The organism is Rhizobium sp. NFR12, assembly GCF_900108545.1.
Taxonomy (GTDB): domain Bacteria; phylum Pseudomonadota; class Alphaproteobacteria; order Rhizobiales; family Rhizobiaceae; genus Neorhizobium; species Neorhizobium soli.
This window is the reverse complement of the sequence record NZ_FNWM01000002.1, coordinates 1,032,932-1,058,764: the sequence shown is the minus strand read 5'-3', so window position 1 is coordinate 1,058,764 and position 25,833 is coordinate 1,032,932. Positions and strand designations below refer to the sequence as shown.

Annotated in this window: 28 protein-coding genes; 11 read left to right on the top strand and 17 right to left on the bottom strand. The window is 59.0% G+C overall.

The genetic code is table 11. The annotated features are described in order from the left end of the window. Positions 1-29 precede the first annotated feature (29 nt). The 8 genes from BLW69_RS12490 to BLW69_RS12455 all read right to left on the bottom strand — a co-directional run bounded on the left by BLW69_RS12490 (position 30) and on the right by BLW69_RS12455 (position 6,940). Positions 30-863: a phosphatidate cytidylyltransferase gene (locus BLW69_RS12490; RefSeq protein ID WP_062457303.1), complete on the bottom strand. Its 834-nt coding sequence runs from the start codon at positions 861-863 to the stop codon at positions 30-32. Next, on the bottom strand, positions 863-1,606 hold the full coding sequence (locus BLW69_RS12485) for an isoprenyl transferase (RefSeq protein WP_092662183.1): 744 nt from the start codon (positions 1,604-1,606) through the stop codon (positions 863-865). Before BLW69_RS12485 ends, BLW69_RS12490 begins: the two co-directional genes overlap by 1 nt. A gap of 51 nt (positions 1,607-1,657) precedes the next feature. Beyond that, the gene (gene frr / locus BLW69_RS12480) at positions 1,658-2,215 is read right to left on the bottom strand and encodes a ribosome recycling factor (protein WP_062457309.1); all 558 of its coding nucleotides are present in this window, start codon (positions 2,213-2,215) and stop codon (positions 1,658-1,660) included. A gap of 54 nt (positions 2,216-2,269) precedes the next feature. Next, the gene (pyrH, locus tag BLW69_RS12475) at positions 2,270-2,989 is read right to left on the bottom strand and encodes a UMP kinase (RefSeq protein ID WP_062580417.1); all 720 of its coding nucleotides are present in this window, start codon (positions 2,987-2,989) and stop codon (positions 2,270-2,272) included. 132 nt (positions 2,990-3,121) lie between these two features. Then, entirely contained in the window at positions 3,122-4,048 is a 927-nt protein-coding gene (tsf, locus tag BLW69_RS12470; RefSeq protein ID WP_062580415.1) for a translation elongation factor Ts, read from the bottom strand. Between the two features lie 246 nt (positions 4,049-4,294). Further along, on the bottom strand, positions 4,295-5,080 hold the full coding sequence (gene rpsB, locus BLW69_RS12465) for a 30S ribosomal protein S2 (RefSeq protein ID WP_062457320.1): 786 nt from the start codon (positions 5,078-5,080) through the stop codon (positions 4,295-4,297). A gap of 204 nt (positions 5,081-5,284) precedes the next feature. Beyond that, positions 5,285-5,998, bottom strand: coding sequence for a pentapeptide repeat-containing protein (locus BLW69_RS12460; protein ID WP_092662179.1), 714 nt, complete (start codon positions 5,996-5,998; stop codon positions 5,285-5,287). Between the two features lie 87 nt (positions 5,999-6,085). Next, positions 6,086-6,940 (bottom strand): cell envelope integrity EipB family protein, encoded by an 855-nt coding sequence (locus tag BLW69_RS12455; protein WP_092662177.1) that lies wholly within the window; start codon positions 6,938-6,940, stop codon positions 6,086-6,088. 110 nt (positions 6,941-7,050) lie between these two features. Here BLW69_RS12455 and BLW69_RS12450 point away from each other — a divergent pair, with 110 nt between their 5' ends. The 4 genes from BLW69_RS12450 to BLW69_RS12435 are packed head-to-tail and all read left to right on the top strand — an operon-like array spanning position 7,051 to position 9,919. Beyond that, positions 7,051-7,521 (top strand): RidA family protein, encoded by a 471-nt coding sequence (locus BLW69_RS12450; RefSeq protein ID WP_062457326.1) that lies wholly within the window; start codon positions 7,051-7,053, stop codon positions 7,519-7,521. After that, on the top strand, positions 7,518-8,246 hold the full coding sequence (locus BLW69_RS12445; protein ID WP_092662175.1) for a glycerophosphodiester phosphodiesterase: 729 nt from the start codon (positions 7,518-7,520) through the stop codon (positions 8,244-8,246). The genes BLW69_RS12450 and BLW69_RS12445 overlap by 4 nt, the downstream gene beginning before the upstream one ends. A 9-nt stretch (positions 8,247-8,255) precedes the next feature. Further along, positions 8,256-9,461 carry a GNAT family N-acetyltransferase gene (locus BLW69_RS12440; protein ID WP_092662173.1) on the top strand — a complete coding sequence of 402 codons (1,206 nt, stop codon included), beginning with the start codon at positions 8,256-8,258 and terminating at the stop codon, positions 9,459-9,461. A 26-nt stretch (positions 9,462-9,487) separates the two neighbouring features. Next, the gene (locus BLW69_RS12435; RefSeq protein ID WP_092662171.1) at positions 9,488-9,919 is read left to right on the top strand and encodes an HIT family protein; all 432 of its coding nucleotides are present in this window, start codon (positions 9,488-9,490) and stop codon (positions 9,917-9,919) included. Here BLW69_RS12435 and BLW69_RS12430 read toward each other — a convergent pair whose 3' ends face one another. From BLW69_RS12430 to BLW69_RS12400, 7 genes are all read right to left on the bottom strand, one after another. Further along, positions 9,920-10,261, bottom strand: a complete 342-nt coding sequence (locus BLW69_RS12430) for an AzlD domain-containing protein (protein ID WP_062457341.1) — start codon at positions 10,259-10,261, stop codon at positions 9,920-9,922. Further along, on the bottom strand, positions 10,258-11,001 hold the full coding sequence (locus BLW69_RS12425; RefSeq protein ID WP_092662170.1) for an AzlC family ABC transporter permease: 744 nt from the start codon (positions 10,999-11,001) through the stop codon (positions 10,258-10,260). The genes BLW69_RS12430 and BLW69_RS12425 overlap by 4 nt, the downstream gene beginning before the upstream one ends. Before the next feature lie 92 nt (positions 11,002-11,093). Next, on the bottom strand, positions 11,094-13,631 hold the full coding sequence (gene clpA / locus BLW69_RS12420) for an ATP-dependent Clp protease ATP-binding subunit ClpA (protein ID WP_062580404.1): 2,538 nt from the start codon (positions 13,629-13,631) through the stop codon (positions 11,094-11,096). Between the two features lie 10 nt (positions 13,632-13,641). Next, entirely contained in the window at positions 13,642-13,995 is a 354-nt protein-coding gene (clpS, locus tag BLW69_RS12415; protein WP_062457349.1) for an ATP-dependent Clp protease adapter ClpS, read from the bottom strand. 409 nt (positions 13,996-14,404) lie between these two features. Then, positions 14,405-14,608: a DUF3126 family protein gene (locus BLW69_RS12410; protein ID WP_062457352.1), complete on the bottom strand. Its 204-nt coding sequence runs from the start codon at positions 14,606-14,608 to the stop codon at positions 14,405-14,407. Between the two features lie 134 nt (positions 14,609-14,742). Further along, positions 14,743-15,585 (bottom strand): serine O-acetyltransferase, encoded by an 843-nt coding sequence (cysE, locus tag BLW69_RS12405; RefSeq protein ID WP_092662168.1) that lies wholly within the window; start codon positions 15,583-15,585, stop codon positions 14,743-14,745. 134 nt (positions 15,586-15,719) lie between these two features. Beyond that, positions 15,720-16,499 carry an alpha/beta fold hydrolase gene (locus tag BLW69_RS12400; protein WP_092662166.1) on the bottom strand — a complete coding sequence of 260 codons (780 nt, stop codon included), beginning with the start codon at positions 16,497-16,499 and terminating at the stop codon, positions 15,720-15,722. Positions 16,500-16,661: 162 nt separating this feature from the next. Between BLW69_RS12400 and BLW69_RS12395 the strand changes: the two genes are divergently transcribed. Together BLW69_RS12395 and BLW69_RS12390 are read left to right on the top strand one after the other, a co-directional pair. After that, on the top strand, positions 16,662-16,907 hold the full coding sequence (locus BLW69_RS12395) for a zinc-finger domain-containing protein (RefSeq protein ID WP_062580399.1): 246 nt from the start codon (positions 16,662-16,664) through the stop codon (positions 16,905-16,907). 13 nt (positions 16,908-16,920) lie between these two features. After that, complete coding sequence (locus tag BLW69_RS12390) at positions 16,921-18,084, top strand: FAD-dependent monooxygenase (protein ID WP_092662164.1); 1,164 nt, start codon at positions 16,921-16,923, stop codon at positions 18,082-18,084. Positions 18,085-18,092: 8 nt separating this feature from the next. On the opposite strand, the gene BLW69_RS12385 is transcribed toward BLW69_RS12390, so the two are convergent. Beyond that, complete coding sequence (locus BLW69_RS12385) at positions 18,093-19,286, bottom strand: cystathionine beta-lyase (RefSeq protein WP_092662162.1); 1,194 nt, start codon at positions 19,284-19,286, stop codon at positions 18,093-18,095. Between the two features lie 350 nt (positions 19,287-19,636). On the opposite strand from BLW69_RS12385, the gene BLW69_RS12380 reads away from it, so the two are divergent. The 4 genes from BLW69_RS12380 (at position 19,637) to BLW69_RS12365 (ending at position 23,921) form a co-directional block, all read left to right on the top strand. Further along, on the top strand, positions 19,637-20,659 hold the full coding sequence (locus BLW69_RS12380; RefSeq protein ID WP_062457371.1) for an amino acid ABC transporter substrate-binding protein: 1,023 nt from the start codon (positions 19,637-19,639) through the stop codon (positions 20,657-20,659). 119 nt (positions 20,660-20,778) lie between these two features. Beyond that, positions 20,779-21,972: an amino acid ABC transporter permease gene (locus BLW69_RS12375; RefSeq protein WP_092662160.1), complete on the top strand. Its 1,194-nt coding sequence runs from the start codon at positions 20,779-20,781 to the stop codon at positions 21,970-21,972. Between the two features lie 3 nt (positions 21,973-21,975). Continuing rightward, a complete protein-coding gene (locus tag BLW69_RS12370; protein ID WP_062580393.1) occupies positions 21,976-23,133 on the top strand; it encodes an amino acid ABC transporter permease in 1,158 nt (385 codons plus the stop codon). A 14-nt stretch (positions 23,134-23,147) separates the two neighbouring features. Further along, the gene (locus tag BLW69_RS12365; RefSeq protein ID WP_062457380.1) at positions 23,148-23,921 is read left to right on the top strand and encodes an amino acid ABC transporter ATP-binding protein; all 774 of its coding nucleotides are present in this window, start codon (positions 23,148-23,150) and stop codon (positions 23,919-23,921) included. Positions 23,922-24,014: 93 nt separating this feature from the next. On the opposite strand, the gene BLW69_RS12360 is transcribed toward BLW69_RS12365, so the two are convergent. Beyond that, the gene (locus BLW69_RS12360; protein ID WP_139283854.1) at positions 24,015-24,683 is read right to left on the bottom strand and encodes a hypothetical protein; all 669 of its coding nucleotides are present in this window, start codon (positions 24,681-24,683) and stop codon (positions 24,015-24,017) included. A 607-nt stretch (positions 24,684-25,290) separates the two neighbouring features. Between BLW69_RS12360 and BLW69_RS12355 the strand changes: the two genes are divergently transcribed. Continuing rightward, a complete protein-coding gene (locus BLW69_RS12355) occupies positions 25,291-25,476 on the top strand; it encodes a Flp family type IVb pilin (RefSeq protein WP_062457386.1) in 186 nt (61 codons plus the stop codon). Positions 25,477-25,833: the final 357 nt, after the last annotated feature.

Genomic DNA, 25,833 nt, shown 5'->3' with positions numbered 1-25,833 from the left:
TTTCCAGCGGTCGCAAGGACCGACATTTATCAGAGGCCGAAAAGATAGGCCGCGACGCTTGCGTCAACATGGCTTGTCCAGGCGGCGTGCGCAAGTGTGAGAAGAAACGCCGCGAAACAGGCAAAAACGAGACCGTCGACGCGATCCATCACACCACCGTGGCCGGGGATGAGATGACTGGAATCCTTCACGCCGAATCGGCGCTTGATGAAGGATTCGAACAGGTCACCGATCTGGCTCGCGACCGACAGGATGAGCGCCATGAAGGCAGTCCACAGCGAGAAGTCCGAGAACACCACGCCACTCAGCGCAGATCCCGCGATAACGGCGGAAACAGTTCCGCCGATCGCGCCGGACCATGTCTTGCCGGGCGAGATCCGGGGCGCGAGTTTTGGCCCCTTCAGTTTGCGGCCGATGAAATAAGCGAGAATGTCCGTGGACCAGACGACGGCGAACAGAAACAGCATCGCCATCAGGCCGATCTGGTTTTCACCCCGGATCGCGGCAATGGCGATCGTACTCAAGCCTGCGTAGAGGATGCCTGATGGCAGCCACCAGCTACGCTTGCGCAGAACGACAAACAGCATGGCTGTTATCACGCCGCCGCCAAGGAGCGGCATCGACATCTGGTCGTCACCGCCGAGAACATTCAACGCGACAAGGACGACGATCAGCCAACCGAAGGCGTTGCCTTGGAAATCCACGTCCTTCAATCGAGTGATCGTGGACCATTCGTAATAGACGAGTACGCCGATCACGGCTGCGACGGCCCGGAATGGGAGACCACCTGCCCAGGTCGCGGCCAGGACCACGATGGCAAGCACGATTGCCGACAGAAGACGCTTCTTCAGTTCTCCCGACATCAACCGACGACCGCGGTGGGAGTGGCCGAGACGGCGCCGAACCGGCGGTCGCGAGAGGCGTAGACCTTAAGGGCCTGGAAGAAGAGCTGCTTGTCGAAATCCGGCCAGTATTCGGGAATGAACAGGAACTCGGAATAGGCTGCCTGCCAAAGCAGGAAGTTCGAAAGCCTCTCCTCGCCGCTGGTGCGGATGATCAGGTCCGGGTCTGGAATATCGGCGGTGTCCAGACGCCCGCAAATCATCGCCGCATCGATCGCCTCTGGATCGAGAAGGCCTGCGCGCACGTCCTTTGCAAGGCTCAACGTCGCACGGACGATCTCGTCACGCGAGCCATAATTGAACGCGATCACAAGTGTCAGCGCCGTGTTGTTGCGCGTCGTCTCCTCGGCCTCCAGAAGCAGAGGAAGAAGATCGCCGCGCAGCTTGACGCGGTCGCCGATGATGCGGATGCGAACATTGGAATGATGCAGTTCGGCGAGGTCGCGACGGATGAAGCGGCGCAGAAGCCCCATCAGGTCGTTCACCTCGGCTTCCGGACGGCTCCAGTTCTCCGACGAAAAGGCGAAAAGGGTGAGATACTCCACACCCGCCTCGCCTGCCGCCTTCACCGTTTCGCGAACGGCTTCCATCCCTTTGCTGTGACCAACGGTACGGGGTAGCCCACGCTTGTTGGCCCACCGTCCGTTGCCATCCATGATGATGGCGACATGCCGAGGGATGATCGCAAGTTCGGGGGTCGCCATAATCGATGCCGTTCCTTTCGCAGCCGCAACGTTGCGGCGTCGCGGAGCAGGTTATACCTGCATGATTTCCTTTTCCTTGTCGGCAAGCAAGCGGTCGACTTCGGAAATCGTGTCATCCGTCATCTTCTGCACTTTTTCCGACTGGGCGCGACTTTCGTCCTGGCCGATGGAACCGTCCTTCTCAGCCTTCTTGAGCCCGTCCATACCGTCACGACGGACATGGCGAGCCGCAACCTTGGCTTTTTCGCCGTATTCGTGGGCAAGCTTCACCAGCGACTTGCGGCGCTCTTCGTTGAGCTCCGGCAAAGGAATACGCAGGTTCTGGCCATCGACGATCGGGTTGAGGCCGAGATTCGATTCGCGGATTGCACGATCGACGGCACCCACCATTGACTTGTCCCAGATCGAGACGCCCAGCATGCGCGGCTCGGGAACCGTCACGTTTGCAACCTGGTTGAGCGGCACGCGCGAACCATAGGCTTCGACCGTGACAGGGTCGAGGATGTTTGCGGAAGCACGGCCCGTCCGCAGCGATGAGATGTCGCTCTTGAAGGCCGTGATCGCGCCGTCCATACGGCGCTTGATGTCGTTGAGATCTACTCCACTCATCAGCAGGAACTCCCTATTGTTCTTGGCGGTCGGTTCTTGGCAACGAACCGCGTGTCAGTTGTCGGATACGATGGTCTTGCGACCGCCGCCGGTCAAGATTTGTGCGAAACCGCCCTTCTCGTGGATAGAGAAGACGACGATCGGAATGGAATTTTCACGCGCCAGCGCAACGGCTGCGACGTCCATGACGGCAAGACCCTTGTCGAGCACTTCACTGTGGGTGAGCGTTTCGAAACGGGTCGCGGTCGGGTCCTTCTTCGGGTCTGCGGAATAGATGCCGTCGACCTGCGTGCCCTTGAATATCGCTTCTGCGCCGATCTCGGCAGCACGCAGCGCCGCAGCAGAATCGGTGGTGAAGAACGGGTTGCCGGTACCGCCGGCAAAGATCACCACACGGCCCTGCGCCATATGATGCAGCGTGCGACGCTGCGAGAAGCTTTCGCAGATCTCCGGCATGGCGACAGCCGACAGAACGACCGTCTCGATGTCGAGCTTGCGCAGCGAGGTTGCGAGCGCCAGTGCGTTGATGACGGTGCCGAGCATGCCCATGTGGTCGCCGGTCACCCGGTCGCCGCCCTTGGAAGCTACGGCCACGCCACGAAAAATGTTGCCGCCGCCGACGACGACACCGACTTCGACGCCCATGGCGCAGGCATCCGCAATATCCGATGCGATCCGGTCTGCAACTTCGACGTCGATACCGAAGCCCTGACTTCCCATCAGTGCTTCACCGGAGGCCTTGAGCAGAACACGCTTGTAGATCGGTTGCGACATGGTGGCTCCTTGAAAGCGAAACGGACGGAGTGATCAAACGGGATGCGGATACACGAAGGGCACCGGCTTGTCACCGGTGCCCTTCAGGTTTTCAACGACTACAGCGCCTTGCGATGCGCGTGAAGGCAGCAATCAGCCCTTGGCGACTGCTGCAACTTCTGCTGCGAAATCGCTTTCTTCCTTTTCGACGCCTTCACCGAGGAGAAGACGTGCCATGCCGGTGACTTCGATCGGCGCGCCGACTTCCTTTTCGGCAGCCTTGACGGCGTCACCGACGGTGAGGTCAGGGTTGATGACGAAAGCCTGCGACAGAAGAGCGACTTCCTCGAAGAACTTGCGCATGCGGCCATCGACCATCTTTTCGATGATGGCTTCCGGCTTGCCGGATTCGCGGGCCTGTTCGATGAAAACGTTGCGCTCGCGCTCGGCGACAGCGGCATCGACTTCTTCCGAACGGATGGCGAGCGGGTTGGTCGCAGCGATGTGCATGGCAACCTGGCGGCCGATGGCGTTCAGGGCTTCCTTGTTGCCGGTCGACTTCAGGGCAACGAGAACGCCGAGCTTTCCGAGACGGTCAGCCGCTGCGTTGTGGATGTAAGTCGCAACAACGCCGTCCTCGACGGACAGAAGCGCGGAGCGGCGCAGGTTCATGTTCTCGCCGATCGTGGCAATCGTATCCTTGATCGTGTCGGAGACCGTCTTGCCGGTAGCCGGATAGATTGCTGCGCTGACGCCGTCGACGGTACCGTCGGTGGTCAGGGCAACATCGGCAATGCCGCGAACCATGGTCTGGAACGCATCGTTGCGCGCTACGAAGTCGGTTTCGGAGTTCACTTCGACAACGACAGCCGAGGTGCCGTTGGATGCGACGCCGATCAGGCCTTCGGCAGCGGTACGGCCGGACTTCTTGTCAGCCTTGGCGATGCCCTTGGCGCGCAGCCAGTCGATCGCAGCTTCGATGTCGCCGTTGTTTTCGGCAAGCGCGCGCTTGCAATCCATCATGCCCGCGCCGGACTTTTCGCGCAGTTCCTTCACCAGTGCAGCGGTGATTTCAGCCATTTTCGTGCCTCTTGTCGGTTCAAGTTGCGTGTCGCCGGAAAACCGTCGGCGATACCAAATATTGGGACGAATGTACCCGGAAATATGACATCGTGATGAAGCCATCACGGTTGCGACCGTCTCCACGTGCACCTGACGGTAGACGGCGACGTATCGTCTTAAACGACCAAGGCCAGGGATTGATATCTCTGGCCTTGGTCGAATTCGAAAAGACGGAGCGTCTCAGAACGCTCCAGACTCAGACAATTAAGCCTGAGCTTCCGTTTCGGCTGCGCCTTCAGCTTCGAGAGCAGGCTCTTCAGGAGCCTCCATCATCGCGCCGAGGTCACGGCCCGAAGCGCCCTGCTGACGGGCAATGCCGTCGATGGCAGCGCGTGCCATCAGGTCGCAGTAGAGAGCGATGGCGCGCGAAGCGTCGTCGTTGCCGGGGATCGGGAAGTCGATCAGGTCCGGATCGCAGTTCGAGTCGATGATGGCGACGACCGGGATGCCCAGGCGCTTTGCTTCATCGATCGCGATCTTTTCCTTGTTGGTGTCGATGATGAACATCAGGTCCGGAACGCCGCCCATGTCACGGATACCGCCAAGAGCCTTGTCCAGCTTTTCGCGTTCGCGCTCGAGGTTCAGACGCTCTTTCTTGGAGTAGCCGGAAGCTTCCGAGTTCAGGATCTCGTCGAGCTTGCGCAGACGGGCGATCGAGTTCGAAATGGTCTTCCAGTTGGTCATCATGCCGCCGAGCCAGCGGGAGTTGACGTAGTACTGGGCCGAACGCTTGGCGGAGTCAGCGATCAGCTCGGAAGCCTGACGCTTGGTGCCAACGAACAGAACGCGGCCGCCACGAGCGACGGTGTCGGACACGACCTGAAGGGCGCGCGACAGCATCGGAACGGTCTGAGCCAGATCGATGATGTGGATGTTGTTACGATCGCCGAAGATGTACGGTTTCATCTTCGGGTTCCAGCGGTGTGTCTGGTGGCCGAAGTGGGTGCCTGCTTCGAGAAGCTGGCGCATAGAGAAATCGGGCAATGCCATGCCTAGTTATCCTTTTCCGGTTGAACCTCCGCAAGACGAACAGCAACCTCGTCGAGGCTGCCACCGGGCGGAACGGACCGGATTTCTCCCGGACCATCCCATGCCTTGCGTGTGGAATGCCGGTGCCCATACTAGGCATCGGCCACAAAGGCAAGCTCTTTTCGACGCTGCCTGTCTTTGGGAAGAGCGGGACTGGCCGAAGCCCTAGTCCATTTCGCGGTCGCCGCAGGGCCAGCTTTCCGGCAGTGTCAGCCCGGCCGGCAGTTTCGTGCGCCGGTCGCCGCAGGCGACGTTCAGCTGGTGCTGATCGAGCCCGATCGAAGACGACAGGTCCACTCCTTCGATACGCGTCAGAAAGAAGAAGGCGCTCTGGAAGTTGAGTGGACCTTTGAATTCGGCCTTCGTCAGGTCGGCGCGTGCCAGGTTTGCGAAGGCGAAACTTGCGCCTGTCAGGATGGCCCCGTCGAAGTTCGACCTGCCGAGTTCGGCTTTCTCGAAGCGTGCGTTGTTCAACTCCGCTTTCGAGAAATTGGACCTCTCCAACTCCGCGCTCGTGAAGTTCGCGTCGTTGGCGCGAACTTTCTGGAAGTCGGACCGATACGCTTCGACCTTTGAAAAATTTGCCCCCTCGGCGTTGCTGCCTGCCATCCAGGTGCGGATGAGCTTCGCCTTGGTGAGATTGGTACCTGCAAAATTCGAATCGCGCAGATCGGTAAAGCTTAAGTCCGCCTCCGCAAGACTACCCTTGGAGAAATCGGATCCGCTCAGCATCAGATTGCGCTTGGCGCAACTCGACCAGTTGATCCCGGGATAGGGATCGGTACGGCACTCCTGCGCCGAGACCCTCGTCGGCGCGAGTGTCAGCGCGGCGGCTCCTGTCAGGATCGCGACAGAAAGAATGGTACCAATCGAACTCATAGACACCGCTCCTCTCCACGCCTCGGTGGACGTGCATACTCGACTACCGCTTATATAGAGAAGGACGGCAGCAAATTCACCCCGTCGTCACTTGGTAAAGGGTCGTTGATCTGCCTGGCAGTCGCTCTTTTGCAAAAGCTCAAGCTTGCTCAGACTTCCGCTAAGCACGAAGTCGCCGTAGTCCATGGTCAGGTCGCGCGTGATGCCGTTCTCATAAAGCTTGAACGACATGTTGTAGACGGGCGTCGGATCGCCCGCGGCCGCCTCGTTGAAATAGGCAATGGTCACAGGCCAATACGCTGCCTTGGAGAACTCGCCGGCTTTGGCTGCATCAAGATCTTCCTTCTGCGGGTCCTGCTGCTTTCCGATGACTGTCGTGGTCAGAAGCGACTTGTCGCCATCCTCAGAACCGTCGAACACGCGTGCCTCGAAAAACCGGTTGCCATCCTTCGCATTCTTGATCACTTCAAGCATGTGATTGGTAGGGAACGCGCTGGCTGGAAGGTCGACTTCGCGCCCCTCGGGACCGGTCAGGTCCACTTTGACGCCGGTTTCGCCGGTTGTCGCGTCACCGGCGACCTCCTTGTCCAACTGTTCGTCGGTAAACGACTTGGTCTCGAAGTGAAACTGCTGCGCCGATACATCCTCGAACGTGTTGGTCTGCTGGTCGCTGACGCGGGTTTGCTCGCCGGTATCTATCTTTGTGACGAGACGGAAGTTGGTCGTGAACCCCGTGCAGGCCGAGCCGGTAAACTCGTAGACCATTCGTCCGACCATCCCTTCGATTCCGGACCGCTCGGACGCATCCTTGAGCTTCAGGTCGTAGACGGCGCGATGCGGAATGAGCAGGCGGGCCGCCGTATCGGCGCTCATCGGGGCAGCGGAGGCCGCTGGCACGCTCATCACGCCGGCAAGGAACATCCCAAGGCTCGTGCGCAGCATTCACATTCTCCTATTGGACTCAATGCATGATGTTGTAAGAACGCCATCAGCCGAGGTTATGACCTTGATGCAGGATTTTTGGGCAATTTACAATAAAACCGGAGACCGAAATGTCGAACCCGATCGAGACGCGCCTGCAGGAACTGGACATCGTTCTGCCTGAGGCAGCAGCGCCTGCCGCCAACTATGTGTCCTACGTGATCAGCGGCAACATGCTCTATATCTCCGGTCAGTTGCCGACCGAAAACGGCAAGATTGCGGTCAGTGGCCTGGTCGGTGCCGATGTCGACGTCCCGGCAGCGCAGCGCGCCGCAGAACTCTGCGCCATCAACATTCTGTCGCAGGCGAAGGCTGCTCTTGGCGGAGATCTCACCAGGATCAAGCGCGTCGTCAAGCTCTCGAGCTTCGTTGCATCTGCACCGGGCTTCACGGAACAGCACATCGTCACCAATGGAGCTTCGAACCTGATTGCGAACGTGCTCGGGGAAGCCGGCAAGCACGCCCGCGCTGCCGTCGGCATGGCAGCACTTCCACTCAACGCCGCGGTCGAGATCGAGGCTATCATCGAGATCTCCGCATGACATCTGCAGACTGGATCAAGGACGTACCGGTCGCGCATCGCGGCTATCACGACATGAACAAGGCGGTCTGGGAAAATACGCTGTCAGCGTTTTCCCGGGCCATTGATGCGGGTTTCGCGATCGAGTGCGACATACAGCTGTCCGCAGACAGCGTCCCGGTCGTGTTCCACGACAACAAGCTGGAGCGCCTTTGCGGCATCAAGGGCGACGTTCGCGAACGGACCGCGGCAGAACTCGGAATGCTTTCGATTGGTGGCACCGCGGACAAGATACCGACGCTCAAGCAGATGCTCACGCTTGTCGCCGGTCGCGTTCCTCTTGTCATCGAGATCAAGGGTCGCCAAGCGGATGAGGACGACGGCTTCGTTGACGACGTTCTCGACGTATTGGAAGGGTATGAGGGCAAGGTTGCCCTGATGAGCTTCGACTACCACATCCTGCGTGCACTGAAGCAGGCCGAGGCGCCCTACCCGCTGGGCCTCACCGCCGAAGGCTCAAAGCCGGAGGAGTTCTTCAATCACGACGAAGCGATGCAGCTCGGCCTCGATTTCATCTCCTATCACTGGGCGCATCTGCCCAACTCATTCGTCACTGCGCAGGCTGATGCCGGAATTCCGATCATTACCTGGACGGTGAGGGATGCAAAGGCCGTCGAACATACCTATAAATATGCAAAGCAGATGACCTTCGAAGGGTTCGACCCACGGGAGAACCCTGCCGCATAATTGGATCCAATGACCGGCAACCTGACAATCCGCATCGAAAAATCCATTGCCGCGATCAGCCCACAAAGCTGGTCGCGGCTTTCCGGCGCCTCCAAGGAGGCCGATCCCTTAGGGACATCTTCCGTTCCCTACAATCCGTTCCTGTCACATGCCTTCCTGTCCGCACTGGAGGAATCCGGTTCGGCAACGGCAAAAACAGGCTGGCACGGCCAGCATCTCCTGCTGGAAGATGACAAGGGTCAACTGATCGGCGCCGTGCCGGGCTATCTCAAGAGCCATAGCCAGGGCGAATACGTGTTCGACCATGGCTGGGCCGACGCCTTCGAGCGCGCCGGCGGCCGTTACTACCCTAAACTGCAGTGTGCGGTCCCATTTACGCCCGCAACCGGTCCGCGCCTTCTCGTTGCGTCGGGCTATGATCGCGACATGGTGCAAACCACGCTCGCGGAAGGTCTCCAGGAGGTGACACGGCAGCTCGGCATATCGTCCGCGCATGTCACCTTCGTGCCGGATGATGAAGTCATCGCTTTCGAAGACGCTGAATATCTGCACCGAACCGACAAGCAGTTCCACTTCATCAACGACGGTTATGCCGATCACGATGCGTTTCTGGAAACGCTCGCGTCTCGCAAGCGCAAGGCGTTGAAGAAGGAACGGCGAGCCGCGCTCGAGAACGGTATCACGATCGACTGGCTAACAGGCAAGGACCTGACCGAGGACATCTGGGACCAGTTCTACACGTTCTACATGGATACGGGCGGGCGCAAATGGGGCCGGCCGTACCTTACCCGTGCCTTCTATTCGCTGATCGGCGAACGCATGGCGGACGACATTCTTCTGGTCATGGCCAAGCGCGAGGGGCGGTACGTCGCCGGTGCGATCAACTTCATTGGCGGCGACGCGCTTTACGGTCGCCACTGGGGCTGTATCGAAGACCATCCCTTCCTGCATTTCGAGGTGTGCTACCATCAGGCGATCGACTATGCGCTTGCGCATGGGCTGAAGCGGGTCGAGGCGGGCGCACAGGGCGAGCACAAGCTTGCGCGCGGTTACCTGCCCGTCACCACCCATTCGATGCATTACATCGCCCATCCCGGCCTTCGCAGCGCGATTGCTGACTACCTGAAGCGAGAGCGGGAGGATGTGGAATACATGAACGAGTACCTCTCCGAGCACAGCCCTTTCCGCAAGGGTGAACGGCAAGAACAAGACTGAACAGCACCATCAGGGAGACGCCACCGATGACCGGTCACGACTACGATCCGAACAACATCTTCGCCAAGATCCTGAAGGGTGAAATTCCCTGCCACAGGGTCTACGAAGACGACGATACGCTCGCCTTCATGGATGTGATGCCGCAGACGCCGGGTCACGTTTTGGTGGTTCCGAAAGCGCCCTCACGCAATTTGCTCGATGCGGATGCGGCCGTGCTTTCGAAGGTCATTCCGGTGGTGCAGAAGCTGGCGCGGGCCGTCAAGGATGCGTTTGATGCTGATGGGATTACCATCACGCAGTTCAACGAAGCTCCGGCCGGACAGACCGTCTTTCACCTGCACTTCCACGTCATTCCGCGCTACGAGAATCAGCCGTTGAAGCCGCATACGGGCAAGATGGAAGACAAGGAAGTCCTCGCTTCCAATGCCGAAAAGATTATCGGCGAACTTGGCTTCTGATCAGGGCTGAAGCAGGAGCAGTCCTGCGACGAGAATGGCGATCGGTGTCAGCACGCCGATCGCGACCCGCTTGCCGGTCAGGAGAAACACGGCAAAACCGATACCAGCCGCCGCAAGCCTGAGCCAGAGGGGCGAGAGCGCCAGTGTTCCCGTCGGGAATACGATCAGCTTTGCCGTTACCGCCATGACCAATGCCGTGGCAACCGCCCTCACCCAGTAGAGCGTCTCGGAATCCTCTTTCAGCCGGTGGCCTGCGATCACACCGAGCCAGCGCCAGATATCGGTTGCGAGAAAACCCGCGACAGCGATGACGATATAGGTCCAGTACCCATCGAACATCATGCGGCACCCCGATCAGATCCGCGCTTGCGGCGATAGCGGTCGATCAGGTAGGCCACCGTGCCACCGCCGATCCCAGCCAGAAGCACGTCGAACTGCGGCGCTACCAGCGCCAGCGCCGGTCCTGAGACGATGCCGATCACGAAGGCAATCCGGACGACCGGCTGCGCTGCACTCGCCCAGATCGAGGATATGAAATAGACCGGGGTCAGCATGAACAAGGCACCCGCCACAACAGGCGGAAACTGAGACACGACACCAAAGCTGACGCCGACGATCAGCGCATTGGTGCAGGTCAGCGTGATGCCAAAACCTGCAAAGAAGGCAACCCGGCGCTCTCTCGGCACATGGCGGAGATTGAGGCTCGCAAAGACCCAGGACGTGATGGCGATGAAATGCGAGAGAAACAGGAGAACCGGCAGCGGTGTCTTCTTCGTGCGCATCTCCGGCATGATCGACGCCACCATCGGCATCATCCGGATCGACGACAGTGTCACGGCGAGGAAGGACGCGGCGATGTTGGCGCCGCCCAACATCGAACCCACCAGGATCATCTGGGCCGGCAGGGCCCAGATACCGAGCGTCATCGCGACAGCCTGACCTCGTGTCAGGCCGGCTTCGACCGCAAAGGCGCTGAAACCGACATAGGACGTCATCAGGATCAGAGCCGGCAAGGAGAAGATGCCGCGCATGCCCTTAAGAAACCACGCAAGGCCGCTGCGCTCGGAGCTTTCGGTGGTCATTGGCATGCCCGTAAATGATTGACGTTACGGGACCTACAAAAACGACGATGCCGGGACAAGCCCGGCATCGATTTCTTGGATGGAAAAGAGCGCTACTTGCTCTTTGGGACGCGTGGCACGGTGCTACCCTTGCGGGGCGCGGACTTTGCCGGGGCTTCCTCGGCAATCACGTCGCCATCGTCGACGACATTTGCCTTGGCGGAACCGCCATCCTTGTCCTTGGCCTTCGGCGCAGACTTCTTCGAAGGCTTTGACTTTGTCGTCTTGGCCTTGATCTCGTCGGCAGCCTCTTCCACTTCCGCTTCAGGCTTCGGCTTTACCCGGGCCGTTTCCGAAATGGACTCCAGAAGAAGACCGTCAGTGCCATCTTCCTTCTTGCCGGCCGTGACGCGGACGATGCCACCCTTGCGAAGCTTGCCAAAAAGGATCTCGTTGGCGAGCGGCTTCTTGATGTATTCCTGGATCACGCGAGACAGAGGTCTTGCGCCCATCTTCTCGTCATAACCCTTTTCCGCCAGCCAGGCGATCGCGTCCTCATGCAGATCGAACGTCACGTTACGCTCCGACAGCTGGCTTTCCAGCTGCATCACGAACTTCTGGACGACCTGGTGGATAACCGTGGTCGGCAGCGGTGCGAACGGAATGATCGCATCGAGACGGTTGCGGAATTCCGGTGTGAACAGGCGATTGATCGCCTCCTCATCTTCGCCGGTGCGTCTTGATGATCCAAAGCCGATCGCAGACTTGGCCATCTCGGATGCACCCGCATTCGTCGTCATGATCAAGATGACGTTGCGGAAGTCGATTTTCTTGCCGTTGTGATCAGTCAGCGATCCGTGGTCCATCACCTGCAACAGGATGTTGTAGATATCCGGATGCGCCTTCTCGATTTCGTCGAGCAGAACCACGCTGTGCGGGTGCTGATCAACGCCATCGGTCAGGAGACCGCCCTGGTCGAAGCCGACATAGCCGGGAGGTGCGCCAAGCAGTCGCGAGACCGTGTGGCGTTCCATGTATTCCGACATGTCGAAACGCAGCATCTCGACGCCGAGCGAGGCGGCAAGCTGCTTTGCGACTTCGGTCTTGCCGACGCCGGTTGGACCGGAGAAGACATAGGAGCCGATCGGCTTGTTCGGCTCGCGCAGACCTGCACGTGCCAGCTTGATCGCCGTCGACAGCGCGTCGATCGCGACGTCCTGGCCGTACACGACGGAACGCAGTTCCTTCTCGAGGTTGGCGAGAACCATCTCGTCATCCTTGGAAACCGTTTTCGCCGGGATGCGGGCCATCGTGGCGATTGTCGCCTCGATTTCCTTTTCCGTGATCAGCTTGCGACGCTTGGAAGCGGGCAGCAGCATCTGGGCTGCACCGGTCTCGTCGATCACGTCGATCGCCTTGTCCGGCAGCTTGCGGTCGGAGATATACCGTGCTGACAGTTCCACCGCCGACTTGATCGCGTCGTTGGTGTAGCGCAGCTTGTGATACTCTTCGAAATACGGCTTCAAGCCCTTCATGATTTCGATCGCATCATCGATCGACGGCTCATTGACGTCGATTTTCTGGAAGCGTCGAACCAGAGCCCGGTCCTTTTCGAAGAACTGGCGGTATTCCTTGTAGGTCGTCGAACCGATGCAGCGGATCTGGCCAGAGGACAGAGCCGGCTTCAGCAGGTTGGACGCATCCATGGCACCGCCCGACGTTGCACCCGCACCGATGACGGTGTGGATTTCGTCGATGAACAGGACAGCACCTGGAAAATCTTCCAGTTCCTTGACGACCTGCTTCAGACGTTCCTCGAAGTCGCCGCGATAGCGGGTGCCTGCAAGCAGGGTGCCCATATCGAGCGAGAAGATCGTCGCATCGGCCAGCGCTTCGGGCACCTTGCCCTCGACGATGCGCTTTGCCAGTCCCTCGGCGATCGCAGTTTTGCCAACGCCCGGATCGCCTACGTAAAGCGGGTTGTTCTTGGAGCGGCGGCACAGGACCTGGATCGTGCGGTTGACCTCGGAATGACGACCGATCAACGGATCGATACGGCCATTCTTGGCCTTTTCGTTCAGATTGACACAGTATGCCTTGAGGGCATCCTGCTGCTTCTTGCCGGGACCTTCCTCCTCGTTGCGCGAAACAGGCTTGGCGTCTGAATCGGGCTCATCAGCACCACGCGGGGTCCGGGCCTGGGAGGAACCCGGACGCTTGCCGATGCCGTGAGAGATATAGTTGACCGCGTCGTAGCGGGTCATTTCCTGCTCCTGCAGGAAGAAGGCTGCGTGGCTCTCACGTTCTGCGAAGATTGCGACGAGCACGTTTGCTCCGGTCACTTCTTCACGACCGGAGGATTGGACGTGGATCACAGCGCGCTGGATGACGCGTTGAAAGCCGGATGTCGGTTTGGAGTCCTCGTCATAGCCTGTCACCAGGTTTGCGAGTTCATTGTCGACATATTCAGACACGGTTTTGCGGAGCGTATCCAGGTTGACGCTGCATGCTCCCATGACCGCCGCCGCATCGGCGTCGTCGATCAACGCCAGAAGCAGATGTTCGAGTGTGGCATATTCGTGATGCCGCTCGTTCGCGAAGGTCAGTGCCTGGTGCAGAGCCTTTTCAAGACTAGGCGAAAATGTTGGCACGTCGGGTTCCTCACTTCTTTTCCATGACACATTGCAGCGGATGCTGGTGTTGCCGGGCGAAGTCCATGACCTGGGACACCTTGGTTTCCGCTACTTCATAGGTGAAAATTCCGCATTCTCCGACGCCATGGTTATGGACGTGGAGCATGATAATCGTTGCCGCATCGCGGTCCTTCTGGAAAAAACGCTCCAGAATATGGATGACGAACTCCATTGGCGTGTAGTCGTCATTCAGAAGGAGAACGCGGTACAGGTTAGGCCGTTTGGTTTTCGGTTTCGTTCGCGTGATGACGGAGGTTCCGCGGCCCGCGTTGTCTCCGTCGCCGTTCTTTTCGTTTTCCATCAAGATCGGCAGTGCGATCATCGTCTTTCATTCCCTAGTCATCCAGCGGCGGTATAGCGAACAACCGGTCGACAGGACTTCAGTCTTGCTAAAGGTAGTTCTTTGGGAAAGGATTTTAAGCCCCCTTTCCCGCTGTGCAATCACTATTCCGCCGAGAGGGGCTCGCGACGAGCCAAAAGTACCACATTCGGCAACTCAAATTCTGCCGCCATACTGACCCAAAAGGCGGGCGGCATCATGGCCATAGCCTCAGACGCTGCAGCTTCATGCGTACGGATCCGACGCGCGAACGGCGATCGCCTGTCGCTCACAATTCCGTCGAAGAGTAGATGCTAATGAAGCTTGCATGCTCGAGGCTTACGTCCAAAACAAAAGAGGCCCACGGAGGGCCTCTCGACAACTTTTCTTGAAAACCAGTCGGATCCTGCGATCAAAGATCGACGTCGAGGATCGCCATGGAGAAATTGTAGGAACGCTCGCCATCTTCGTCATCCAGATAGACGACGCCGAGAAATTCATCACCAAGATAGACTTCGGCAGAATCGTTCTTGCGGGGACGCGCCTTGACGACGATCTGGGGGTTCAGAAGGCGCTTGAAATAGTCGTCGATCTTCTTGATTTCGTCGGGGTTCACGATCTTCTCCGTCAGATTTTGCGATCAAATCGATGCGCTTTTGGCACGGGAGAAAGGCGAAAGTAAAGCCGCCGTTCTCTACACCGCACGACCCTGCCCCGAGTTTTCCTGGAACAAGTAGGTCCGGGCGCGGACTAGTCCTCGGCGCGCAGAAGCTGGTCCATCAGGCGTGCCGGCTCGGAGCAACCCGCGGTCCCGACGACCTTTGCCGGAACACCGGCGACGGTGGATTTCTCCGGAACAGCTTTGAGGACGACGGAGCCCGCCGCCACACGCGAGCAGGCACCAACCTCGATATTGCCGAGGATCTTTGCGCCGGCGCCGATCAGCACGCCGTTGCCGATCTTTGGGTGACGATCTGCGCCCTCCTTACCGGTGCCACCGAGAGTGACCCCATGCAGGATGGAGACATTGTCCCCGATGATCGCGGTTTCGCCGACGACAAGGCCGGTCGCGTGGTCGAGGAAGATCCCCTTGCCGATCTGAGCCGCCGGATTGATGTCTGTCTGGAAGACACTTGAGGCGCGGCTTTGCAGATAGAGCGCGAAGTCGCGACGGCCGCGGTAAAACAGCCAGTGCGCCAAGCGATGCGTCTGGATGGCGTGAAATCCCTTGAAGTAGAGGACTGGCTCGACGAAACGCAGGCAGGCAGGGTCGCGGTCGTAGACGGCCTGGATATCGACGCGCAGAATAGCACCCCAATCCGGCCATTCGTCCAGCATTTCCATGAATGTCTGCCGCAGCAGGACGGCCTGCAGATCGGGATGATCGAGCCGTTCGCAGATCCGATGAACGACGCATTCTTCGAGCGAACGGTGGTTCAGGACGGTTGAATAGAGGAAGGCGGCCAGCAACGGGTCCTGGTCGATTGCGACGCGTGCTTCCTGCCGCAGCGTGTCCCATATTGGGTCGACGCTAGCGACACTATCGGTCTGGCGAATGTCCTCGGTCTGGCGAACTTCGGTTCTCGCGGCCATGGCCGTCTCCTCTTTGGCGTAAGCCACAATATATAGATTAGATTTACGACAACACCAACGCCGGCGAAATCGCATTTCGTTGATCGTTAATTCAAGGAAACATGAAGTCTTGCCAATCCGTGGCGGAGCCGGGCTCAGGCCTGCGCCGCGTAAAACTCCAGTACCGCTTTCTTGAAAACCCTGTCACCGACCGCAAGCATGTGGTCACGACCGGGAATATCGAGCGCTGTCGCATTCGGCATCAGATCGGCCAGATCCTGCGGTGAACCCGCGATATCGTCCTTCGTCCCAACGCCGATCAGCGTGGGAACGTCGATCTTGCCCATATCGCTGCGTTCGACCAGATCGCGCGAACCGCGGATACAGGCGGCGAGTGCCTGCTTGTCGCTTTTCGTCTGGTCGGCAAAGGCGCGGAACATACGGCCGCGATCATGGCTGACGCTCTCAAGCGAGGGCGCCAAGAGCGCATCCGCGATCGGATCCCAGTCACCGACCCCGTCCGTCATGCCGATTCCGAGACCGCCGAGCACCAGCGACCGGACCCTGTCCGGATCGTTGAGCGCTGCAAACACCGAGATACGCGCGCCCATCGAATAGCCGAACAGATGCGCTGCCGGGATGCGCAGGTGATCGAGCAGAGCAACCGAATCCGCTGCCATCACCCAAGGGCGATAGGCGTCCGGATCGGTCGGCTTGTCACTGCCGCCATGGCCGCGGTTGTCCATGGCGATCACCCTGTAACCGGCATCGCCGAGCGTCTTCACCCATCCCGGATGCACCCAGTTCACCGTCGCGCTGGAAGCGAAACCGTGGATGAGCAGGACAGGATCGCCTGCCGGATTCCCCTCATCCAGATAGGAGAGGCTCAGTCCGTCATGGCTGAAGGTGGAAAAGGCCGGGGCATTGAGGTTCATCTGGGATATCCTGTTTTGGCGGCGGACCATAAGATATCGGTGCTTGCGATTGAACCCTGAAAGACACCTCGCATCGCGGTTTTTGCACTACACTTTTGAATGCGGCGGCGGTAATGTCCGCGCCAAATCAGACGTGCCCTATTGTACGCATTGGAGACGACCATGGCCGGCCACAGCATTCCCCATTTCCAGAACGATGGCGGTTTCCCGTCGATCCAGATCGGCGTGAAGGAATTCATGTGCACTGGTGCATCCGTTCCTTACGATCATCCGCACATCTTTATCGACATGGGCGACGAAGTCGAAAAAGTCTGCTCCTACTGTTCCACTCTGTACAAATACAACCCGACCCTGAAGGCCGAACAGACCGACCCTCCGGGCTGCGTCTTCAACGTCAAGGCCGCCTGATCGGCAGCCAGAAATGGCTGTCGAGACAGTAGCGATCGTGGGTGCGGGCATGGCGGGTCTCACCGCTGCGCTCGCGTTTGCGCGCCATGGCATCACCTGCGACATCTTCGAGCAGGCGGCTTCCCTTCAGGAAGTCGGCGCTGGGCTCCAGCTGTCGCCGAACGCTTCGCGCGTGCTGAGCAAGCTTGGCGTACTCGGCGATCTGGAACGGTTGTGGACCGAGCCGGATGAAGTGCAGCTCGTGTCGGGTCGTTCCCTTCATCGGCTGGCTTATGTGCCATCCGGCAGGTTCGCCCGGCAGCGATGGGGAGCACCTTATGGCGTAATTCACCGGGCAACGCTGCAAGACGCGCTTCTCCACGCCGTGAACGCCAACCCGCTCTGCACGCTTCGGCTGGGCTCGAAGATTGGGAGCGCCGTTCGAGACGAACTTGCGGAGATCTCCGGACGCCACCATGACCTGATCGTCGCCGCAGATGGCGTCTGGTCTGGCATTCGCACCGCAATTCCCAAAAATCCGGAAGCCGTTTTTTCCAACAGTGTCGCCTGGCGCTTCATGGTTTCCAAGAGCGAGGCACCTTCCTGGCTGAAGCCGAATGCCGTCAGTGCATTTCTCGGACCTTCGGCACACATTGTGGCCTATCCGCTCAAGGAGAACGATAGTTTCAACATCGTCGCCATCGCGTCCGGCGGCAACACCGGCAATCGCTGGAATACGGAGGCGAACGCCGACCAGAAAGACCTGCTGCTGCGTCATTTCAGGGGATGGCATCCGAGCATAGCCGAAACACTGGCCGCATCCGAAAAGCCGACCTTCTGGCCACTCTATCAGGTGACCCCGGGCCGTTGGCACAATGGCCGCGATCTTGTTCTGATCGGCGACGCCGCCCATGCGATGCTGCCCTTTGCGGCCCAAGGCGCGGCGATGGCGATCGAAGACGCGTTCATCCTGGCAAACCGCGTGGCCGCCCTGCCCTCGCTCGCGCAGGCGCTATCGGCCTACGAGACCGAACGGGCCGGTCGTGTCGCCAAGGTGCGAGCACGCGGGGAATTCAACCGCTTTGCCTATCATGCGCGCGGTCCGCTGAAGCTCGGTCGCAACTTCGTTCTCTCAATGCGTCCGCCGCAATCGCTCGCGGCGGATCTGGATTGGCTCTACGGTTTCGACGCCGAGTAGCGACGCGATCAGACCGCGGCCGCCGCGGCAAACCCCGCTTCAAGATCTTTCTTGAGATCAGGCACGTCTTCGAGACCGATCTGAAGCCTGATGACTGCACCCTCGATGGGCTGCTTGCGGATGGTGCGGTCGGAAAGATTTACGACCAGAGCAAGGCTTTCGTATCCTCCCCAGGAGTAACCGAGGCCGAAAAAGCTCAGGGCATCGAGGAAGGCGTGCGCCTTGGCCTTCGCCCTCTCAGGCTCGGCCTGCAGCACGAAGGAGAAGATCCCGCTCGATCCCTTGAAGTCACGCTTCCAGATCTCGTGGCCAGGAAAGCTTGGCAATGCCGGATGCAGGACGCGCGCAACGCCGTCGCGACCGTCCAGCCACTCGGCAATTTCAAGGGCGCTTTTTTGATGCTGGTCCAGCCGCAGACCCATCGTTCTCAAGCCACGCAGGATCAGGTAGGAATCTTCCGGCGCACCGCAGATGCCCATTGCAATCCGCGCCGCCTCAAGTGCCGGAAAGTGCTTCGCATTGGCCGACACCGAACCCATGACGATATCCGAATGCCCCGACGGGTACTTCGTGGTCGCATGGATCGAAACGTCGGCGCCGAAGTCGAGCGGACGAAAATAAAGCGGTGTCGCCCAGGTGTTGTCCAGCGTCACCACGACGTCTGCGGAATAGGCGTGCACAGCGTCCGTGATTGCGCGGATGTCCTGCATCTCGAACGTATTCGAGCCGGGCGCTTCCGTATGAACGAGTTTGGTGTTCGGCCTCATCAGCTTGGTGATGTCTGCCCCGATCTCCGGATCATAGTACTCGACGTCGATCCCCAGTCTCGTGAGCATCGTGTCACAGAAAGTCCGGCAGGGCGTGTAGACTGAGTCGACGATCAGCGCGTGATCGCCCGATGACAGGTAAGCCAGGAAAGGGATTGAGATCGCAGCCAGTCCTGATGGCACGAGGATGGTGCCGGCCGAACCCTCGAGCTGGTCGAAAGCAGCGCATAGTGCGTCCGTCGTCGGCGTCGCGCGGGTTCCATAGGTGTATGGCTGGCTGCGCCTTTCCATCGCCTCGGCATTCGGGAAAAGGACCGTGGAACCTTTGACGACAGGCGGGTTGACGAAGCCATGATACGCGCGTGGATCGTTTCCGATATGCGCAAGGCGCGTATTCTGACCCGCTTCTTCGATAAGTTTATCTTTCTGGGACATGTCCGGAATGCACTTTCGTTGACAATGGCGCCAGTTTTGCCGCCGCCCTCCAGGCTGGTCAACCCCGCTGCTCAATTCCCAGTACCGGTGCAATATTAGCATGCTCGTTCGGTATAAAAACCGGCACAACTCGCACACAACTTGAGCATTTGCCCAGCGCGTAGGCGGTAAAGTCTAATACACCGTAATTTGGACGCAATTTGAACGGGTGGCCCTTGACCCTGCCTTCGTTTCCGAATGAGATATAAACACCCGCGCCGGGAGGTCAGCGGGGGACCGGTCGTATTCATAAAATCAGGGGAACGGCCTGTGTCGAGAGATCACACAAAACAACAGATAAGGTTGGGAAAATGAAAAAGACGCTTTTGTCTGCCGCGTTTGGCGCAGCGGTCCTTGGCTTTGCCTCGGCAGCTTCCGCGGCCACGCTTGATGATGTCAAGGCGAAGGGCTTCGTTCAGTGCGGCGTCAACACCGGTCTGGCCGGCTTCGCGCAGCCGGATTCGGCCGGCGCTTGGAAAGGCTTCGACGTCGATTTCTGCAAGGCCGTCGCAGCTGCGGTTTTCGGTGATGCAACGAAGGTGAAGTACACGCCGACCACGGCCCAGAGCCGCTTCACGGCACTGCAGTCGGGTGAAGTCGACGTGCTCGCACGTAACACCACCTGGACCATCAGCCGCGATACCGCGCTCGGTTTCAACTTCCGCTACGTCAACTACTACGACGGCCAGGGCTTCATGGTTCCGAAGAGCCTGAACGTGAAGTCGGCGCTTGAACTGTCCGGCGCTGCCGTCTGCGTTCAGTCGGGCACGACAACCGAACTCAACCTCGCCGACTACTTCAAGTCCAACAACCTCCAGTACAACCCGGTCGTCTTCGAAAAGCTCGAAGAAGTAAACGCCGCCTACCAGGCCGGCCGTTGCGACGTCTACACGACGGACCAGTCGGGCCTTTATGCAACGCGTCTCGCGCTGTCGAACCCTGACGAACACGTCATTCTTCCGGAAATCATCTCCAAGGAGCCGCTTGGCCCAGCCGTTCGCCAGGGCGACGACAAGTGGTTCGATATCGTTTCGTGGACAGGCTACGCCCTGGTTCAGGCCGAAGAATTCGGCATCACCCAGGCCAATATCGACGAGATGAAGAACTCGACCAACCCGGATATCCGCCGCTTCCTCGGCACCGAGAAGGACACCAAGGTCGGTACCGATCTCGGCCTGACCAACGAATGGGCCTACAACATCGTCAAGGGCGTCGGTAACTACGGCGACGTCTTCGAGCGCAATATCGGTTCCGGCAGCCCGCTGAAGATCGCACGTGGCCTGAATGCTCTGTGGAGCAAGGGTGGCCTGCAGTTCGCACCGCCGATCCGTTAATCGACTGATAGACTGACGTCTCGCAGGGTGGCTCCGTCCGCCCTGCGAGACATTCTCCACGATCAATAAGAATCAAAAACAATAAGGGCCCACAACGGGCCACAGGGGATTGGCAAAGCATGACGGACAACTCGATCCGTGCGCCTGCGACTAAGCGCGCGTCCAAGTCACTCATTTACGATCCAAAAGCGCGGAGCATCTTCTTCCAGGTGCTGACGCTGGTCATTCTCGTTGCGCTCGTCTGGTCGATCGCACACAATGTCAGTGTCAACCTTGCCCGCAGCAACACCGCCACCGGGTTTGGCTTCCTCGCCGGTCGCTCAGGCTTCGATATCGGGCAATCCCTGATCGCCTACACGAGCGACTCGACCTATGGCAGGGCGATCCTGGTTGGCTTCCTCAACACGATGATGGTCGCTGTCACCGGCATCATCACGGCAACCATCGTCGGCTTCATCATCGGTATCGGTCGCCTGTCGAAAAACTGGCTGATCGCCAAGCTCTGCACCGTCTATGTCGAGGTGTTCAGAAACATTCCGCCGCTGCTGGTCATTTTCTTCTGGTATTCCGGCGTTCTCGCCATTCTGCCGCAGCCGCGTGATGCTATCCAGGGCCCGCTCTCGACCTTCCTCAGCAACCGTGGCCTGACCTTTCCGGCAACGATCTGGGGCGAAGGCGCGTGGATCCTTCCGGTTGCCATTCTCGTCGGCATCGTTGTCGCGTTCGTCTTCCGCACGTGGTCGGTCAAGCGCCAGATGGCAACCGGGCAGCAATTGCCCAACGGCTGGATCTCCGCCGCCATCATCATCGGTCTGCCGCTTCTCGGATTCATCGCCATGGGTTCGCCGCTGACCTTCGACTATCCCGTCGAAGGTCGTTTCAATCTTTCCGGCGGCGCCAATATCCGTCCGGAATTCGTGGCTCTATATCTGGCGCTTTCGCTCTACACGGCTGCGTTTATCGCGGAAATCATCCGAGCCGGCATCAAGGGCGTCGGCAAGGGACAGACGGAAGCCGCCGCTGCACTCGGCGTCCAGCCGGGCAAGATCACCAGACTGGTTGTCGTACCGCAGGCTTTCCGCATCATCATTCCACCGCTGACAAGCCAGTATCTCAACCTGACCAAAAACTCGTCTCTCGGCGTTGCGATCGGGTTTCCCGAGCTGTTTTCGACCGGAAGCACCTCACTCAACCAGACCGGTCAGGCTGTCGAGATGATCACGATCATGCTCACCATCTATCTCAGCATCAGCATCGCGACATCGCTGTTCATGAACTGGTTCAACGCCAAGATGGCTCTGGTGGAGAGATAAGACATGTCTACACACAAGCTCTCTTACGTTCGCAATGACATGATCGCGCCGGAACCGCCGCCGGTCAGCGCCAGTTCGGCAAGTGGCTGGATCCGGACCAATCTCCTGGCAACGCCAAAGGATGTGGTGCTGACCATCGTCGCCATCGCATTGCTGGCTTTCGCCTTGCCCGGCATCATCAACTGGCTGTTCATCAATGCAAGCTGGGTCGGTGCCGATCGCTCGGTCTGCGCCACCGTCGTCCAGGGCGGCACCCAGCCGGATGGCTGGAAAGGCGCATGCTGGGCGTTTGTCGGTGACCGGTTCCAGCAGTTCATGTTCGGCCGCTACCCGATCGAGGAGCGCTGGCGCGTCATGCTGGTCGGGTTCATGCTGATCGTGCTGCTCGTGCCTCTCCTCATTCCGAAACTGCCGTACAAGGCGCTGAACGCCGTTCTGCTGTTTCTCGTCTACCCGGTCGTCTCGTTCTTCCTCATGCATGGCAATGTTCTTGGCCTGCAGCGGGTCGAGACCCCGCTCTGGGGCGGCATGATGGTGACGCTGATCCTCTCCTTCGTCGGCATCGCGGTCTCTTTCCCCGTCGGCATCCTTTTGGCGCTCGGACGGCGTTCCAACATGCGCGTATTGAAGACGCTCTGCGTCGTCTTCATCGAGGTGATCCGCGGCGTACCGCTTGTCATGGTTCTCTTCATGGCAAACGTGATGCTGCCGCTGTTCCTGCCCACCGGCTGGAGCATCGACAACTTCCTGCGCGCCGTGATCGGTGTGTCGCTGTTTGCCTCCGCCTATATGGCGGAAGTCATTCGTGGCGGCCTGCAGGCTATTCCGAAAGGTCAGGGCGAAGGTGCCGATTCGCTCGGGCTCAGCTACTGGCAGAAAACCCGCCTGATCGTCCTTCCACAGGCGATCAAGCTCGTGATCCCTGGCATCGTCAACACCTTCATCGGCCTGTTCAAGGATACGTCGCTCGTTGCCATCATCGGCATGTTCGACCTCCTGAACATCATCCGGCTCAACTTTACCGATACGACCTGGATCACGCCCATGACGCCGCTTACCGGCCTCGTGTTCGCTGGTCTTATCTACTGGATTTTCTGCTTCGGCATGTCACGCTATTCCGCCTTTATGGAACGGCATCTCGATACCGGCCACAAGCGATAACAAGGGGAAAAACAATGGCTGACGCCCAACCCAAAAACCTCACCGTCTCCTCCACGGATGTCGCTGTCGAGATCATCGGCATGAACAAGTGGTATGGCGATTTTCACGTGCTGCGCGACATCAATCTCAAGGTGATGAAAGGCGAACGCATCGTCATCGCCGGGCCGTCAGGCTCCGGAAAATCGACGATGATCCGCTGTATCAACCGTCTCGAGGAACATCAGTCGGGCAGCATTGTCGTCGACAATATCGAACTCACCAACGATCTGAAAAAGATCGACGAAGTGCGGCGAGAAGTCGGCATGGTGTTCCAGCACTTCAACCTCTTCCCGCACCTGACGATCCTTGAGAACTGCACGCTTGCACCGATCTGGGTTCGCAAGATGCCGAAGAAGGAAGCCGAGGAAGTGGCGATGCACTACCTCAAGCGTGTCAAGATCCCGGAACAGGCCCATAAGTATCCGGGCCAGCTCTCCGGCGGTCAGCAGCAGCGCGTGGCGATTGCCCGCTCGCTGTGCATGAAGCCGAAGATCATGCTGTTCGACGAACCAACCTCGGCTCTCGATCCTGAAATGGTCAAGGAAGTGCTCGATACGATGGTTGGCCTTGCCGAAGAAGGCATGACCATGATGTGCGTCACCCATGAAATGGGCTTTGCCCGCCAGGTCGCCAACCGGGTGATCTTCATGGACCAGGGACAGATCGTGGAAGAGAATTCGCCGGCGGAGTTCTTCGACAATCCGCAGCACGAGCGCACCAGACTGTTCCTTAGCCAGATCCTGCACTAGGCAGACTGCGCCAACGCGAATGACCTGCAATAGAAAAGGGGCGCCGCGAGCGCCCCTTTTCCGTTTCCCGTCGAAACAATCGTCAGGGCGCCATCACCACTGGAATGAGTAGCGGGCATTGACGCTGGTTACTGCTGCGGTCGCGTCCGAATAGCGATCGACGGAGCCGCTGAGTGTCAGGCTGTCACCTAGTTTCTGCTCGAGTCCCAGCCCCGCGCCGCCGATACGAAACGTATCGATCGCCGTTGCGCGGACGACCACGGCTGTGCCGGTGTTTGCCCGGGACAGCCTGAGGGTCTGGTTGGCGTCGAGGCCACTCCAGTCCTGATTGAGCCCGTCGTAGCGCATGACATAGCTCGCGTTGCGCTCGACATCGATCGTCGACGTGACGATCTGCGTTTGGTGGTAGTTCATGCTGACGGCGGCCGTTTCGGCCAATCCGTCGTAATCGATCCCGATCTTGCGTTCGACCTCGTAAGCGGGCCTCTGGATCGACTTCATCTTCATGCTGCCCCACAGCCGGAGCGGCGTGTTCATCGACCCATCCTTCTTCGCATCGACACCGACGTTAAAGCCCGCCTCGGGCTCCAGCTCTGTCGGCAACCTGAAGCCGAGCTTGACGGAATAGCTTCTGTCCGAATTCTTGACGGGCTGCCAGATGAGCGGCCTGTCCGCCGCATGGGCGCTCGATGCCGAAAACGGGCCGACCGCAAAGATTGCTGCAACCAGCGCGACGCCGCCGGCCAATAGACTTCTGTTCATTTGATCCCCACTCGAAGGCTCAAGACAATGTTGAGGCGCAAGCAACCGCGAGGTCACCTGGAAAACCCGTTTCAATGCGATGGAGGCGAGTTTGTCAGACCCAAAGGTCCGTTTTCGCCACGTGCCTTCCCCTGCCGATGCAACGGAACTGACCGCCGCGAATATACCCTTGAATGAGGCAGCTTCGAATCGATTTTGGGGCTGAAATGCGATTGCGGGATCACGATCGGTTTCCCGAAGATGTGAACTCCCGCTGTTGCTGCATCGCAACATGACGTAGTGAGGCTGGGGTACGCGGAGGAATGAATGGTAGGTCCTACCCCAATGCAACGCTCTGGCACCACGAGTACCGGTGGCAGCATGCTAGGCCCGGTTTGGTCATGAGCACGCGTTATCCTACAATTACAGGATCCAGTTCGACCGGATCGCCGGCGGGCGATGAGCACACGTGGGGATTCACGAAAACCACTTCTTAACCATTCAGAACTCACATTAGCCAATAGGAACATATTAACCGATCCTGTTAACGCAACACTCTTTTGACGTTCGGTAAAAGAACAACACGTAGGGACGCCTTGTCCCACGGCACGAATCAAGGAGGATTTGCATGTCGGTTTTTGCACGCTTTATGAAGGACGAGTCTGGCGCCACTGCCATCGAATACGGGCTCATCGCCGCTCTTATCTCTGTCGCGCTGATCGCTGGTGCACAGACGCTCGGCGGTGCACTAAGCACGCAATTCACGAACCTCAGCAAGAAGTTGAACTGCGGCGGCGCTGCTACCACTTGCTGATCGCTGGCATTGCGAGATGCAATCAAGTCGGGTCATGAGGTAACGTCGTTGCACGATTGGCCCGCAGGTATTCTCACTCAAGTAGTCGCCTGAGGTCTTCACCCCAGGTTAACATCCAGATCGTACCCAAAAGCTCGGACGCCATCTCTTGGTTCCAGCACTCAACTCGCCGAACAATGGGACCTCCATTGTTCGGTTTTTTTGTTGCCGTCACGGTTGTCCGGCCCGGTCGCGCGACGCAATCGAGCCGTTGACGCAGTTTCAGGATGACGTGCTCGCGAGGACCTACGCGGAATGCGAAATCCGAGTCGGACGTCTGCTGGCCTCATCGACCCTCGCGAAAGTCATACATTTGCA